This window comes from Pseudoalteromonas sp. NZS127_1, from assembly GCF_015864295.1.
In the GTDB taxonomy this organism is placed as follows: Bacteria; Pseudomonadota; Gammaproteobacteria; order Enterobacterales; family Alteromonadaceae; genus Pseudoalteromonas; species Pseudoalteromonas arctica.
Window position 1 is genome coordinate 198,397 of the sequence record NZ_JADYXO010000004.1, and the last position, 16,477, is coordinate 214,873.

12 protein-coding genes and 1 rRNA gene are annotated in these 16,477 nt (G+C 38.9%); 1 reads left to right on the forward strand and 12 read right to left on the reverse strand.

From position 1 onward, the window contains the following. Positions 1-288: 288 nt before the first annotated feature. The 6 genes from I6F50_RS06370 to I6F50_RS06395 form a co-directional block, all read right to left on the reverse strand. A complete protein-coding gene (locus I6F50_RS06370; protein ID WP_024593064.1) occupies positions 289-2,970 on the reverse strand; it encodes a DUF349 domain-containing protein in 2,682 nt (893 codons plus the stop codon). After that, the gene (locus tag I6F50_RS06375) at positions 2,960-3,241 is read right to left on the reverse strand and encodes a YeaC family protein (protein ID WP_007378333.1); all 282 of its coding nucleotides are present in this window, start codon (positions 3,239-3,241) and stop codon (positions 2,960-2,962) included. Before I6F50_RS06375 ends, I6F50_RS06370 begins: the two co-directional genes overlap by 11 nt. Before the next feature lies 1 nt (position 3,242). Continuing rightward, a complete protein-coding gene (locus tag I6F50_RS06380; RefSeq protein WP_024593065.1) occupies positions 3,243-3,569 on the reverse strand; it encodes a hypothetical protein in 327 nt (108 codons plus the stop codon). Positions 3,570-3,708: 139 nt separating this feature from the next. Beyond that, positions 3,709-5,211 carry a sodium:alanine symporter family protein gene (locus tag I6F50_RS06385; protein ID WP_197119429.1) on the reverse strand — a complete coding sequence of 501 codons (1,503 nt, stop codon included), beginning with the start codon at positions 5,209-5,211 and terminating at the stop codon, positions 3,709-3,711. Between the two features lie 376 nt (positions 5,212-5,587). Continuing rightward, entirely contained in the window at positions 5,588-6,715 is a 1,128-nt protein-coding gene (locus tag I6F50_RS06390; protein WP_010554015.1) for a M14-type cytosolic carboxypeptidase, read from the reverse strand. A 183-nt stretch (positions 6,716-6,898) separates the two neighbouring features. Further along, on the reverse strand, positions 6,899-8,341 hold the full coding sequence (locus I6F50_RS06395) for a glyceraldehyde-3-phosphate dehydrogenase (protein WP_024593068.1): 1,443 nt from the start codon (positions 8,339-8,341) through the stop codon (positions 6,899-6,901). Positions 8,342-8,515: 174 nt separating this feature from the next. Here I6F50_RS06395 and I6F50_RS06400 point away from each other — a divergent pair, with 174 nt between their 5' ends. Next, entirely contained in the window at positions 8,516-9,316 is an 801-nt protein-coding gene (locus I6F50_RS06400) for a DUF2989 domain-containing protein (protein ID WP_197175662.1), read from the forward strand. Positions 9,317-9,602: 286 nt separating this feature from the next. Here I6F50_RS06400 and ihfA read toward each other — a convergent pair whose 3' ends face one another. The 6 genes from ihfA to rrf form a co-directional block, all read right to left on the reverse strand. Continuing rightward, positions 9,603-9,902 (reverse strand): integration host factor subunit alpha, encoded by a 300-nt coding sequence (gene ihfA / locus I6F50_RS06405; protein ID WP_002960690.1) that lies wholly within the window; start codon positions 9,900-9,902, stop codon positions 9,603-9,605. Between the two features lie 2 nt (positions 9,903-9,904). Further along, entirely contained in the window at positions 9,905-12,292 is a 2,388-nt protein-coding gene (gene pheT, locus I6F50_RS06410) for a phenylalanine--tRNA ligase subunit beta (RefSeq protein ID WP_002960691.1), read from the reverse strand. 15 nt (positions 12,293-12,307) lie between these two features. Next, complete coding sequence (gene pheS, locus I6F50_RS06415; protein ID WP_197175664.1) at positions 12,308-13,288, reverse strand: phenylalanine--tRNA ligase subunit alpha; 981 nt, start codon at positions 13,286-13,288, stop codon at positions 12,308-12,310. 345 nt (positions 13,289-13,633) lie between these two features. Then, a complete protein-coding gene (hda, locus tag I6F50_RS06420) occupies positions 13,634-14,344 on the reverse strand; it encodes a DnaA regulatory inactivator Hda (RefSeq protein ID WP_007580342.1) in 711 nt (236 codons plus the stop codon). Further along, positions 14,344-15,399, reverse strand: coding sequence for a DUF2066 domain-containing protein (locus I6F50_RS06425; protein WP_197119427.1), 1,056 nt, complete (start codon positions 15,397-15,399; stop codon positions 14,344-14,346). Before I6F50_RS06425 ends, hda begins: the two co-directional genes overlap by 1 nt. 804 nt (positions 15,400-16,203) lie before the next feature. Next, positions 16,204-16,318: ribosomal RNA gene (gene rrf / locus I6F50_RS06430) — 5S ribosomal RNA — on the reverse strand. Between the last annotated feature and the right edge of the window lie 159 nt (positions 16,319-16,477).

Genomic DNA, 16,477 nt, shown 5'->3' on the forward strand with positions numbered 1-16,477 from the left:
ATATTAAACTGGTTCTAGAGCGTGTTGACCTTTGTGGATTGAAATTTGTTCAATCTAGGGTCGATTTAATCGCGGCGTGAGGTTTGTAACCTAGCGGGCTAAGTCAAAACCGAGCAACAAAGAGTTAATCGACCCTAGAAAGAACCCAAAGGGCAGCGCATGTTTGGCATTTATGCTGCGTTATCGCCTATTTATGGGGAATAACCACACTACATAGACTCTGCCTTGCCTAAATACCAAACAGTCTGCTGCAAATTCAACCACGAAAGTTCAACACGCCCTAGTGTATTAAGCTGCAAGTATCGCTTTAAGTCGCATTAGTGTGTCAGGTTCAACTGAACCGCTACTGAGCGCTAGTAACTGTTTTAAATAATAGTTTAAATCAGCATGTTCGCCACGATGCTTGTCATCTAGCATGGCTACTTGTTCTGCCATTCTAAGTGACTTATCAGTTGAGCTTACGTTCGCTAGTATTTCCATGCGCGTAATAAGCTGTTCAGTATTTAATGTTGTTTTAAGCGGTGCTTGGTACTGACTTGGTAACGCTTCATTGTTCTCAAGTGCTGTAATTAGTGCATCTAAATTAGCTTGCTCTGATTTGCTTGTAAGCAATGCAAGTTTATCTTCAATGGCCGCTAGTAGCTTAGTCACTTTTGGCGCTAACGATCTAAACTGTGCATACCCTTTCACTTTTGTTTCTAGGTCGTGCAACTGTGCTCTTTGATTTACATCGCTAAGTGCTGCTTCAAGCTCAGCAAGTTCTGAAACGGCTTGCTTATCTGACTCGTTTTGCTCAAGTTTTTGCTGTTCAAACTCACTACTACGCTTAGTAAATGTTTCATCGTTAAATTGACGAAATTTTTGCCATAACGCATTTTCAGCTTTCAAACCTGCAAAACCAATGGTTTGCCATTGTTGCTGCATTTGCTTCAACTCTTGGCATGCAGCGGCTAAATCATCACTTTGTGACAACTGCTCTGCTTTTTCTACTAATTCATTTTTAAGTGCAGCATTACTTTTATGAAATGCGTTTAATAAAGCCAGTACTTGCTGTTGCTCATTTTTATAACGGTCATTTAATGTACGGTATGTTTTAGGATCAACTTTACCTACACTGCGCCAAGCTTTGTTCAAACGATTGTATTGGCTTTCATATTGCTTCCAATCAAAATCATCCTCAGCAGTAGGCTGTAAATGAAGTGCATACATATCGCTAATAATACTTTCGCGTTGTGCTTTAGATGCTTCGCGTTGTACTTCTTGCTCTGCGAAGTAACTACGACAAGGTGCAAATAACAGCTCGATTTTTTCATCAAACTGAATGCCTTGTTGCTTCTCTTCGTCTGTATCTAAACGACCTAACTCATTCCAACGTTTACGTAGCGCTTTTACCTGCTCAGCACGTTGTTGTGGGTCTGTACACTCTTCGCTTACTAATGCGCTTACTTCTTCTAATAAGGCTTCACGCTTTGGTGCAGCAGCGTATTTTTGCCAATCTTTAGCATCTGCAAGTTGCGCTTCAAGCTCTGCTTTTATATTTACAAGCGGCTGTTGGTATTGTTCAGTAAGGGTATTAAATAATTCTTCAAACCCTTTAAATACGCCAAAAGCAACGTTAAAACGGCCTTCTTCAATTAGGCGTTTAACATCACGTGCTTTACGTTTTGCTTGGCTTTGGTTTTTTTCAAGCGGCTTAACTAGCTCATTCATTGGTGCTAAAAATTGCTTTTTATACGCGTTTAGCTGTGCTTTAAACGTACTTTGCAGTGCGCCATCTAAAATATTTAAATGATTACGCGCTGCTTTAAAGCCATTATTAAACTCAGTTAAAGTAGCATCGTACTGCGCTAAGTCTTCTGCTGGTTTAATTTCACACAATGCTGTAAAAGCGAGCTTGTACTCTTTAATGGCAGCGGTTAGCTCAGGTAGCTTAGCAACTTGAGTAAATAACTTTTCTAACTTACTTACAGCAAGTTTTGATTGCGTGTTATTAGCAAGCTCTGTTTCGCTAATAGCGTGCTTAGCTTGCGCTACTTTTGCATCAAGCCAATCTTGTTGAATTTGCTCTGGTGTTTCAAGGCCAAGTTGTAAGGCATTTTCAATTTCCTCGCTTAACGCTTCAAGCGTTGCAAGGGCTAGCAATTGGCGCTGCTGTTGTGCTAATTGTTGCTGCTCTTTGTCGTGTACTGCTTTTAACTGCTCAATATGTGCATTTAACTTAGTGGTAATCGAAGTATATTTTTCATCAAGCAGCTTAACGCGCTCATCACTTAACCATTTAAGCTCAAGTGCTTGCCATTGAGCCATTAGCTCGCCTGCTTGTGGATTAACAACACCAAAGTCTGTTTTTTCACGTAAAGCATTTAACTTCGCTAAAATAATACGTGTTGCACCCTCTACTTCAAGTGGCTTTTCTATTGCTAGACGTTCATTTTCAATATGCGTTTCAAGTGCTGTTTTTGCTCCACCCTTTGCATGTTTTACTAATGGCTTAATTAATTGATGAGTAATAACAAGTTCAACTAATTGAGTTTGTAGCTCTTCGCTACCTTCTTTAAATGCTTTTTCTACTAGTTTTGGATTTGCTAAACGTTTTAATAATTTAACGCGTACTTGCAGCTCTTTTTCTGCAAACGCTAACTTTTCAAGTGTTTTTACTGGCGCAAAGCGCTCAATGTATTCATTTTTAATTTGCGGTGTTAGTGCACTTTCGCTATTTAAAACAGCATTTGATATCTGCAGCTCTGCTATATCTTTTAATGCCTGATCTTGTTTATACGCTTTCCACCAAAGTGGTAAATCGTTTACTTTTTGTAGTGCTTTGCGGCGTATTTCAGCTGAGCTATCTTCAAGTGCTAACGTGTTTAATATGGTTGCATCACGTTCAATGTCTAATTTTTCGATAGCATCAAGACGTACTTGTTGCTTAGGGTGTTTCCACTTCGGTGTAAAAAGGTGCTTAAAGATCATGTTCACTAAACCTAGCTATTTCGTTGTCTGATTTGAATTCTTTTTGTAGTTGAGCTTTTGTCTTTTGGATCATTTCACCATTAGCACCAATCGTAAATTGCTCATTAGATTGAGCCACCTTTGCTTGATACAACATAACCAACTGCACTGTTTGTTGCTTTTGCTCATCTGATAAAACGGTGCCATCTGGCCATTTGCCAGTAGAAGCACCGTATTGCAAGCGTTCGAATAATTCGGGAGTAATATTTTGTACAAGATTGTCGATATTCATGTCATTTTTTCTTTTTTAGAGTCACTAAAATAATACGGTTTATAATATACCAAATACAACCTACGCCAATTGCGGCAGTATAAGCATACCACTGAAGCGTTTCTTCTTGCGGTTGTAAAAAGTACAAACAGAAAAAACCACCTAAAAATAAGATAAGCGCCAAAAAGGAGTGATTTAGAAACATCTGCTTTTTTTTAATTCGCTGTTCGCGTTGAAGCTGTAAAACTTGCTCGTCGTTTAGCTCTGCAATGTTACTTTCACAATGCGGACATTGTTTATGTTTATCTGAAATTGATTTTGCACATTTTGGGCAACGAATAATCGCCATACTTCTCTCCATACTACGCATAAAAAAAGCGCCTTTCGGCGCCTTTATTGTACTTGTTTTATTTCTCGTTGTCTTTTTTGAATTTAAACCAATAAGTGATTTAGAAACGATAAACATCCAAGTTACTCACTAAGTTTAATTACTCAGCGTCTTTTGACTGTTTTGCTAGGCGTTTTTCCCAAAAAGTGGCATTTTTAATGCCTAATTTAACTGGGTCAAATATGATTTTTCCGCCCTTTTTCTTCTGTTCTTCATAATCACTTAAACATAATAAAGCAGGCTTAGCTACGAAGAAAATAGCTAAAATACCTAATATGTTAATCCAAGCCATTAAGCCAACGCCAATATCACCAATAGTCCAAATATAACCTGAATTGTTGACCATGCCGTATGCAACCATAAACATAATCACAAATTTCACGATAACAAGCGGAATACTGCCTTTAAAATAACGATTTAAGTAAGCAATATTAGTTTCTGCAATAAAGTAATAAGCAAGTATTGTAGTAAAGGCAAAGAAGAATAATGCAATACCCACAAATGCTTGTCCAAAACTGCCAAATACACTAAATAAAGCCATTTGAGTAAAGGCTGCTGAGCCTACTTCAGTGGCTGCATCAACATTTTGTACAATAAACTGTCCTGCTGGTAACTCACCCACAACATTGTATTGCTGCGTTATTAAAATCATCAACGCTGTTGCTGTACACACAAAAATAGTATCAACATAAACAGAAAAGGCTTGTACTAACCCCTGTTGAGCAGGATGATCTACTTCTGCAGCAGCTGCTGCATGGGGCCCAGTACCTTGGCCTGCTTCATTAGAATATATACCACGTTTGACGCCCCAACCAATAGCAGCACCAAAACCGGCCTGCGCGGTAAATGCATCACTAATAATTAAATAAAATATATCGCCCACTTTATCTAAGTTTAAAAATACAACGATTAGTGCCAATACTATGTAACCAAGCGCCATAAATGGCACCACAATTTGCGTAAAGTTAGCAATACGTTTTATACCGCCAAAAATAATAAATGCTAAAACAATAAGGATAATTGCCAATGCGACTAACTTAAAGCTGCCTACGTCACCAAAGCTAGTAGTGACCATATTTCCATCGCCAAATACTTGGGTAAACGCATTACCTACCGCATTTGCTTGTACGCCGGGCAGAAAAACACCACAGGCAATAATTGCCGAAACAGCAAATAACACAGCTAGCCATTTTTGCCCTAAACAACGGTCAAAATAATATGCTGGGCCACCACGATATTGCCCGTTTTCTTCTGTTTTATAAATTTGGCCTAAAGTAGATTCTGCGTATGCGGTACTTGCTCCTAGAAAAGCAACAACCCACATCCAAAAAATAGCACCTGGCCCACCAAAACCGATAGCTGCTGCAACACCTGCGATATTACCTACACCTACTCGTCCAGATAACGATACTGCAAGGGCTTGAAAAGATGAGATACCTTTATCTGACGTGTTAGGACTAAATAATAGTTTACACATTTCTTTAAAATGTCTAACTTGAGCAAATCGAGTTAACACTGAATAAAACAAGCCTGCGCCTAGGCATAAATAGATGAGTGCATTACTCCAAACAACATCATTAACAGCGCTTACAAAAGCTTCCATGGATATCCTCTATAGTTATATTTATTATTTTTAATTACGAGACTCAGCTTTAGCTACTACGCAACATAAGTTTCACGAAATAAGGTTTTACCTTTCCCGTCCCGACTCATTATTTAATTAATCTTAACTTAAGTACCCCAACCTTGTTAACACTTAATTTTCAAAACATCTAATTACGTAGCTATTGTAATGCACCACGTCAGTTGTATTTAAATGAAAGTAGATTGATTTGTACTGATACGGTGATGATACGCCGCGAAGAAACGTTAAAAACGTTTTGAAATGAAGTTGCTATATGATTATTATTTTTTGTAAAAGGGGGTTTACTAAAAGTAAAAAGGGCATCAAAACTATTGATACCCTTCAGATAAACGTTTTATCTTAAATTATCAACAACATTAACAATAGCCGCTAATGTATCTTGACCAAACTGATATGAACGACGGTCAGACCAGCCGTAATCTGGATCTGGTAAATCGTTGTTATCTTTAAATGGCATTTCAATTGTGTACGTTAATGCTTTAAATTCTTCAGCTGTAGCTGATGAGCCTACTGTAAGGTTAGCTTGGCCGGGCTCATCTTTTGGATAGCCATGTTCATCTTGAAACTCTGGAGTAATAGTTAAAAGCGCTGCTTTAAAGCTATCTTCTAGGCCTTTAAGGCGTGCATCGTAACTTGGAATACCTTCACTGCCTGCAACAAAGTTATACGGGATAGCTTCATCACCGTGTATATCAAGGTGCATATCTAGGCCAGCTTCACGCATTTTATTAAGTACTAAGTAAACTTCAGGGCTATTTTCCATGCTTGGTGTTTGCCATTCACGATTTAAGTTAACACCTTTAGCATTAGTACGCAGATGTCCGCGTGCGCTGCCGTCAGGATTCATATTTGGTACAACGTAAAATACTGCTTTTGATAATAATGCAGCTGCGTGTGGGTCTTCGTCATCAAGTAATTTGTGCAATAGCCCTTCTACATACCACTGCGCCATTGTTTCACCTGGATGTTGACGGGCTGTGATCCAGATATTTTTCTTATCTTCACTTGGCTCACCAATTTTAAGCACACTCATATCGCGGCCATCTAGTGTTTCACCGAGCGTTATTAGTTGGCAAGCGCCTTGGCTTTGTGCCCAAGACAATAAATCTAAATGGCGGTCGTAACTGTATGGTGCAAAGTAAGCAAAATACACGCTGCCGCACTCTGGTTCAATTTCAAAGCTTAATGTGCCATTTTCATAGCTTGATGGTACACGAAACCATGTTTGACGGTCATATGATGCAACGGCTTGATACCCTTCCCAACCATCTGGGTAAGCAGATTTATCAAGCTCATTAATATTTAACTTATGCAATTGGTAAGGTGTTGTTTCAAGACGAAAGTGAAACCACTGATAAAATTCAGACTGGTGATCTTTATTAATTTCTAATTGAATATTTAAAGGATCGGTGGCTTCAATAACTTTGATATTACCACTGTCGAAATTGCTGCTGATTTTCATGAAAAAACCTTTAGGTTGAATAAGTTTATCTGCTTATTAATTCACAGAACTGACATTATTTTGTAAATAGTAAAACGAATGTGCATTTTCTTAATTAAAGCCTATCACAAGGCATACGCTTTAAAAATAATACACGACCAAAAAAGCCAGCAACATGCTGGCTTTTAAGTCACTGCAAATAAATTAGCGAGGTAAGCTTGGGAATGACACTTCGGCCATATCGCGCATACAACGAACTACTTGGCAGCTGTAACCAAATTCATTGTCGTACCATACATATAAAACAATACGGTTATCTTCAACAATCGTTGCTTGTGAATCAACAACACCTGCGTAACGGCTACCTACTAAATCGGTAGATACAATTTCCGTTGATGCGGTGTAATCAATTTGGTCACGTAAGTCTGAATGAAGTGCTGTATCGCGTAAAAATGCGTTTAGCTCTTCAACTGATGTGCTTGTTGCTAAATTAAGGTTCAAAATAGCTAGCGACACATTAGGTGTAGGTACGCGGATTGCGTTACCTGTTAATTTGCCTTCAAGCTCTGGTAATGCTTTTGAAACCGCTTTTGCAGCACCTGTTTCAGTAATTACCATGTTAAGTGCTGCGGCACGGCCACGGCGCTCTGCTTTGTGGTAGTTATCAATAAGGTTTTGGTCGTTCGTGTACGAGTGTACAGTTTCAACATGACCATTATTAATACCAAACTTATCGTTTAATGCTTTAAGCGTTGGTGTAATTGCATTAGTTGTACAGCTTGCTGCACAAACAATTTTATCTTCAGGTAAAATATCTTTGTTGTTAACACCATATACAATGTTTTTGATATTACCTTTTGCAGGAGCTGTTAATAATACTTTTGCAGCGCCTTTACACTCTAAATGCTGGCCAAGGCCTGCTTCGTCTTTCCAAATACCGGTGTTATCAACAATTAATGCATTGTCGATACCGTATTGAGTGTAATCAACTTCGCTAGGAGAGTTGGCGTAAATAACTTGAATGTAGCTACCGTTAGCTTTAATTGCATTACGCTCTTTATCAATAGTGATTGAACCATTGAACGGACCGTGAATTGAATCACGACGCAGTAAACTAGCACGCTTTTCTAGATCGCCATCTTTACCGCCACGCACAACAATAGCGCGCAAACGTAAATCTGCATATGGACCTGATTTTTCAATTAATAAACGCGCTAGTAAACGACCAATACGACCAAAACCATACAATACAACATCGCGTGGTTCTTTCGCTGGTAAGTCAGCTATTTCTGCAAGTTCATCTTTTACAAATTCTTCTACTGAGCGGCCTTTAGCTGCTTCTGTAAACAAATAGCTGTATGCAAGTTTACCAATATCAATGCGTGCAGAGTTTAATTCCATTTTGCTGATAGCTTCTAAAAATGGGAAGCTTTCACGCAAACGTAATTTAGTGCCTTCAAACTGAGCAACGGTTTTGTGAGATTTGATAATATCTATAGTACTGGCATTTACGAGAGGACGGCCATATACAGCGATTTCGATACCACGATTACGGTAAAGTTTACCAATGATTGGTTGCATGCTTTCTGCGTAATCTTGGCGCTCTTGCCAACTATTTGTGTATTCTAACTCGTGAGATGAGGTCATTTTATTTACCTAAGTTTATCATTTTGAACGGATAGCCTTTAAAAATGCACTATATTTTGAGAGTAATGCACTTCAGGCTGGGCTATTCTAATTTAATCTGAAGTTATTCTCTACTGTTAGGCGTTAAATGATTGCGTTAGAATAACAAGGTAGATATTCATTTGGGGTTAAGGGATGCTTAAAAAAGCAAGTGTACTATTGGGTTTGCTAACGTTGACAGGGTGTGAAGAGCCCTTGACACTCGCACAAGTGTGCAAAGAAACACCTGGCTTTTGTAGCGACTTAAACAAAGACAGTCACTGCAAGGATGAGCGTTCTGATGTAATTATCAAACGTTACATAGAATACAAAGACCCTACTGATGAAAATAAATACCAATTACTCAAGGACTTTGAATCCTATAACCAATGTATAACTGTGGCTGCCAAAATTGAACATATTAAGTTAAAAGCTAAAAAAACGTCACGTATTGACGGTCAATTAACGAGCATTAAAGAAATGACTCGCTTATATCAAGATACCCAAAATACGAACCATCCAGGTGTGCTCTACTACCAATGGTCACGAAATAATAACCAAAACGCACTGACTAAATTATTGGCGATAGAAAATGACAAAAGTGTAACGCAAAGTGCCGAAATGCAATTTTTTTTAGCATCGTACTATATTAAGTTCGACGATGAAAAAACCATCGATTTGCTTTATAAAACTTTAGAACTCAATAAAAAAGACAACGTACCGAATCCTGAAGTGTATACATCACTTATTAGTCTTTTTTATAAACATGATAAATTTAAGCATGCATATATATTTTCTAAAGTAGCGCAAATGTCGGGGATTGAAAATATTGACGTGTTTGAAATTGAGCAGCAATTAATAACGAATGGTAAAAGCTTAGACAGCCTAGATGTACTTGCAGAGCAAACATTTCAGCAAATAATGGCAGGTGATTTTGTATCTCCTCGAGAGTTTTAATTTATAATCGTAAAATAACCTAATACCAATCTGCTTATATATGGGGTCTATTTAACGTTAAGGAAATTACGCTATAACTAGGCAAAAATTTTTGTATCTAGTTGTTCTCGGCAATTGCTCCCTGCATTGCTCTACCTCCTGCATCCATACAGTCGTAAATAAAACGTTTTTAACGACGTTATAGTGCAATTTAATTCGTTAAATTGATCAAATATTTATGCAGGTTGGTATAATTTAATAACTAGGTTATTCAGGCAAATAAAAAGGCAGCTTACGCTGCCTTTTTTTATTTTGCTTTGCTTGTGCCCACTTCTACGCGGGTTTTAAGCTTTTGACCTGGTCGAAAAGTCACCACGCGACGTGCCGAAATAGGAATATCTTCGCCTGTTTTCGGGTTGCGGCCTGGTCTTTCTTTTTTGTCTCGAAGATCAAAGTTACCAAATCCAGAGAGCTTAACCTGCTCGCCTTTTTCTAGCGCTGAGCGGATTTCTTCAAAAAACGCTTCAACTAAATCTTTGGCATCTTTTTTATTGATCCCGAGCTTTTCAAATAGGTGTTCAGCTATGTCGGCTTTAGTAAGCGCCATATCTAGTCCCTCAACGATGCATTAAACTGTTCGGCCAATTCGGCCACCACGTTATCAACTACTAGATTGATATCTTTCTCTTCGAGTGTTCTATCAACCGCTTGCAGTGTTAGAGCAATCGCCAAACTCTTATAATTTGGCTCAATACCTTTGCCCTTATACACATCGAATAAGTTTAGGTCAACCAATTGATTTCCGCCAACTTTTTCGATCACGCTTAAAATGTCGCCAGATTTAACGCTGTCTGCCACTAAAATCGCGATGTCGCGGCGATTTGAAGGGAATTTAGACACCCCTTCTGCTTGCGGTAAATTTCTTTTTTCTATTGCTGACATTTCAATTTCAAAAACAAAAGTTGCGTTGTTGATATCTAACGACTTTTGAGCTTGAGGATGTAAAGCACCAAAAAAACCAACCTTTTTGCCATCAACATATATTACTGCTGATTGACCAGGGTGAAGTCCATCTGACTGCTCGGCTTTAATTTCAAAGCGAGTAATGTCATTGGTAATTGCAAGTAAGGCTTCAACATCACCTTTTAAATCGTAAAAATCAACGTTACGTTTTTCTTCAACCCAATGTTCACCATTTACAAGACCCGTAATAACGCCGCCAATAACCGGTACTTGGTAAACACCATTTTCTGCACTTTCGTCGCTTATAAATTTAAGACCATGTTCGAATAAACGAATGCGAGGCTGTTGGCGATTTTGGTTATACGCTACAGACGCTAATAAACCCGGCATTAAACTTACACGCATCGCTGACATTTCAATTGAAATAGGGTGCGGTAATACCATTGCTTTACACTCTGGGTGTAAAATAGCTTGTGCTTTAGGGTCTACAAAGCTGTATGTAATTGCTTCTTGGTAACCACGAGTCACTAACGTATTACGGAACTTGCTAAGTGCAATAGTTGCTTCGTTATGTGTCGTCATTTTAAGTTTTGCAGTTGGTGCAACATTTGGAATGCTGTTGTAACCGTAAACACGTGCTACTTCTTCAATTAAGTCTTCTTCGATGCGAATATCAAAACGGTAGCTTGGTACGTCCGCACTCCAGCTTTCATTTTCTACTTTAACATCAAGACCTAAACGCGTAAGAATATCGGTTACTTTAGCATCTTCAATATGATGCCCAATAACACGGTCTAAACGTGCACGGCGAAGACGTACTTCAGTCACTTTTGGTAGTTTGTCAGCTGCGACAGCTTCAACCACTGGACCTGCTTGGCCGCCCACAATCTCAAGAAGAAGTGCTGTTGCACGTTCCATTGCATCGTGTTGTAGAGCAAAATCAACACCGCGTTCATAACGGTGTGAAGCATCAGTGTGTAAACCGTAGCTACGTGCTTGCCCTGCAATTGCTACAGGATTAAAAAATGCGCTTTCAAGTAATATATCAGATGTTTTATCTGTAACACCTGATTGCTCACCACCAAAAATACCCGCAATTGCAAGTGCTTTATTATGATCGGCTATCACAAGTGTTGTGTCGTTTAATTTAGCGGTGTTACCGTCTAATAAAACAAGTTCTTCGCCTGCGTTTGCACTACGTACTTTAATACCACCTTCAATCGCATTTAAATCAAACGCGTGCATTGGGTGACCAAGTTCAAGTAATACATAGTTAGTAACATCAACTACTGGGTCGATTGAACGTACGCCACTGCGACGTAATTTTTCAACCATCCAAAGTGGTGTTTCTGCATCAAGGTTAATGCCTTTTATCACACGGCCAAGGTAACGAGGACATGCATCTTCGTTAACTAGCTCAATTGATACTTTGTCATCAATTGTTGGAGTAACAGCTGGAATATCTAATACGTTTACGTCAATACTATTTAAAACGCCTACTTCGCGTGCTAGACCTTTTATACCTAAGCAGTCACCACGGTTTGGTGTTAAATCAACATCTATAATATTATCATCAAGACCTAGGTAGTCACGTAAATCAGTGCCTACTGGTGCATCGCTTGGCAATTCCATAATGCCGTCGCCTTCTTCGCTAATACCTAGCTCAACAAAAGCACATAGCATTCCGTTTGAAGGTTGGCCGCGTAGTTTGGCTTTTTTAATTTTAAAGTCACCAGGCAGTACAGCGCCCACAGTTGCAACAGCAACTTTAATACCTAAACGACAATTTGGTGCACCACACACGATATCAAGTAGCTCATCGCCACCTACGTTAATTTTGGTAACACGCAGTTTATCTGCATCTGGGTGTTGTCCACATTCAACAACTTCACCTACAACTACGCCATTAAATTTGGCAGCAGCAGGCTCAACGCCATCAACTTCTAGACCAGCCATTGAAAGCTGTTCCGAAAGAGCTTGCGTATCAATAGCAGGATTAACCCACTCTCTTAACCACTTTTCACTAAATTTCATTTTATTGTTTCACTCTTAACGGAACTGGTTCAGGAATTTTAAGTCATTTTCGAAAAATGCACGCAAATCGTTTACGCCATAGCGCAACATAGTTAAACGCTCTACACCCATACCAAAAGCAAAGCCGGTGTATTTTTCTGGGTCAATGCCCACAGACTTAAGTACATTTGGATGTACCATGCCGCAGCCTAGTACTTCTAACCACTTACCGTCTTTACCCATAACATCTACTTCAGCCGAAGGTTCTGTAAACGGGAAGAATGAAGGACGGAAACGAATTTCCATATCTTCTTCAAAAAAGTTACGTAAAAAATCATGCAAAATACCTTTTAGCTCAGTAAAGCTAACATCGGTATCAACCATTAAACCTTCAACCTGATGGAACATAGGTGTATGTGTCTGGTCGTAATCGTTACGGTATACACGTCCAGGTGAAATAATGCGCAGTGGTGGCTGCTCAGTTTCCATAGTACGAATTTGCACGCCACTTGTTTGAGTACGTAGTACTAACTTAGGATTGAAATAAAAGGTATCATGATCAGCACGTGCTGGATGGTGCTCTGGAATATTTAGCGCATCAAAGTTATGAAAATCGTCTTCGATTTCTGGACCAGATTTAACTTCAAAACCTAACTCACCGAAAAAGCTTTCTATGCGCTCAATAGTGCGCGTAACTGGGTGTAAACCGCCAGTAGGCATAACACGCCCTGGTAGAGTTACATCTATAGTTTCAGCAGCTAGTTTTTCTTCAAGTGCTTTACTTGCTAGCAACTCACGCTTTTCGTTGATAGCAGCTTGTACATCTTGTTTAGCTTGGTTTATAACTTGGCCTGCTTCTTTACGTTCTTCAGGTGCTATTTTACCTAACGTTTTAAGTAAGCTAGTGATTTCGCCTTTTTTACCAAGGTAATTAACCCTGATATCTTCTAACTGCGCTATTTCACTGGCACTGGCTACCGCCTTAAGTGCTTGCGCTAATATGTTTTCTAAGTTCATTCGATACCTGACCTTTCACAGAAGGTGATTGCTTAAGAGCGTGTTGGCCTTTCAAGATTGCTTTACAACAGTGTGGTTGGTTATTAAATAAGGTTAAGCATTGGACTGTAGTTTCCTACATAAGTGATGCAATAACGCTAAATAAAGACCAAACACATGCAGTTTGAAGTGTTTATCTCGGAGGCTACTTTCTTTGTTGTTCGGGTTTCGCATATAAATACTACGCTAAAGTCCTCACGACGCGATTAAAGCACTCTTAAGTTAAACAAATTCCAATCAGGAAAGGTAAACACGCTCTGATAATAGCTTATGATAACTGAAAGAAGGGTCTAGATTCTAGACCTACTACAGCTTTAACGTTGATTTTATAAAAGGAATAGTTAATTTTCGCTGTGCTGCCATAGATGCATGATCTAATTTGTCGAGTACATCTAATAAAGCACGCATATCACGGCTTAAACGGGTTAGTAAAAAGCGTGCACACTCATCACTTAATTCAAGGCCGCGCATATGAGCGCGCTTAACAAGTGCTTGTGCTTTATCATCATCACTCATAGAACGAATTTGAAAGGTTGTTCCCCACGTTAAGCGAGACTCTAAGTCAGGCAGCGAGATATTAAGCATGCTAGGAAGTAAATCGGCAGTTACTACTAACATTTTTCCGGGTTCGTTAAACCGGTTAAAAAAGTTGAATAGTGCTTTTTCCCATGCATCATTGCCTGCAACTAAATGCACGTCATCAATACATAGAACATCAAGCGCTTCTAAACCGTCTAATACCATAGGTCCAAAGTCAATTACTTCGCGCATAGACAGCAGCATATTAGATAAGCCACGCTCTTGTGCTTTAATGCAGGTTGCATACAAAAGGTGAGACTTACCCGAATCACCTAACCCACATAAATAAGTATACTGAAACTTTTTAGCTAACTTCGAAAAGCTATCTTTTAAATGGTTAACCTCTAACGAATCTTCCCCACCAAAGTACGATGCAAATGTTTCGTCATCCGGCAAGGTAACCGGTAATGCCATTTGCATCGGCTCAGAAGTTAGCATTATGGCGTTATCCATTGATACTCTAAGCTATTTTTATCAACAACATGATAAAAAGCGCGTGGATCCTCATAATCTTTAAATGAGGAGTCTAACCCTAACCCTTTTTTAAGATCGCTTAGGTTACCAGTGTGGTTTAGTTTAAATTCTACAAATTCTGGTGTTTTACGAACAATATTAACTTGCGTAACAACGCTTAAGTTCAATAATCTTTGTTTTGCTAATTCAACATCAACAAAACTTTGCGTGCCTTTTAATGTTAGCGTGGCCGCGGCTTGTTCATAATAAGCATTTGGATCAATAGCGTACTCGCTTGCAAGGCCTCGAGCTAAGGTATCAATCATTTGACTCACTATTTGCTGCTTATCGCCCGTTAATCTATTTGAATCAAATTGATCATCATTAGTAAAACGCCAATCTAAAATCCAATTTTCGCTATCCGCTTCTTTATACATTCTTGCTGTAATACTTCGCTCAGCACTGTATCGTCTAGAGGCCTCTTCTACTGGTTCTGAAAAGTTACCCCATACCTCAGGAATACCTACTAAACGTCTATCTTGTAAATCAAGTAATGGCACAACGACAGGCAGACCACGGCGTCCTGCTTTGTCATAAATTAACTGCTCTAATTGCGGGTAACTTTCTTGTGTTACTAATTCTCTGCGCCAATTGTCTTCAATACCTAACCATATTGCGACTAATGGGCGTTGTACTCCCCATAAAGGTAAGTTTAACTCTTTGATTAGCGCGTTGATCTTTCGAGCTTCAAATTTAACAACGAGTTTCAATTGTCCATTTGCTCTCTCGTCATATTCAAACTTAAGCATATAATCAGAAATATCTTTAGTACGTTGCTGCGCTAATTTATTTTGATCCGCAGTTTCATCACCACTTACTTTCACTAAAACATTGAGCAAAGCTTTACGACTCGCAGCTAATCGAGTGTCTCGTGTTTTGTCATCCACTTTTAAAATATCTTGATATAGATCAGCTACTTCAACTGCCGACACAGAAAAACAAAATAAAATGGATATGGCGCTAATTAATAATCTATACACAGGCTGTTAGTTCTTGGTTTTAAACTGATTTGATCCTAAATCAAAGACAGTAACAAAGCAAAATTAAATTTGTTATCTAAGGAAATGAGAGTAATTAGCTTTTATAGAAAGTAAAAAAGATTAAATATGAATTAAGATAGTTAAATAAGTAGTACGCTATTCACCTACGTTTAACCTTACTACACTTTTCAAAAACGAGAACCTTTCGGGTTTAGTTTCATCATGAAGGTATTTAATGCAATTACTCGATGATGTTATGGCATTGATTGTTCGTTATTGGTTCACATTTTACTTTCTGCAGACGTAAAGAGCCCGAATTTTTAGATGTTGGCTCTCTACAATTTGAAGCTTGTATAATGTCATAGTGCCCACAGCGGTGGAGACTCATAGTGAAAATGCTGCGCATTCATTGCTGAGCGGAGATTTTTCATGATTTTAGCGTCGGGAGTCGCTGCGCTCGCCCGACCTACGTGATAGGTGTTGATGTAGTGTGTGTTAATTGTGCGCATTTCACTTTTCTGCAGACGTAAAAAAGCCCGAACCGTTAGATCCGGGCTTTCTACAATGTGAAGCTTGTGTAATGTCATAGTGCCCACAGCGGTGGAGAGTCACGTAGTAAATGCTAATTTATTGGCCGACTGAGATATTAAGGGATTTTGCTGTGATTCTAGCGTCGGGAGTCGCTGCGCTCGCCCGCCCTACGTGATAGGTGTTGATGTGAGTGTGTATTAATTGCACGTATTTTACTTTTCTGCAGACGTAAAAAAGCCCGAATCGTTAGATTCGGGCTTTCTACAATTTGAAGCCTGGTAATGTCCTACTTTCACATAGCAAATGCTACACTATCATCGGCGCTGTTTCGTTTCACTACTGAGTTCGGCATGGAGTCAGGTGGGTCCAAAACGCTATTGTCACCAAGCAAATTTGGGCGTTAATACGTATTTCTGCGCACTAACTGAATTTGGAAAATATCTGATAATATTTTTTAAGTCTTTCTTAAGTAATATCTACTTTAGTCATATTAACTTCTGTTTCACTATCACATAAAACGCGTTTGGCGTTGTATGGTTAAGCCTCA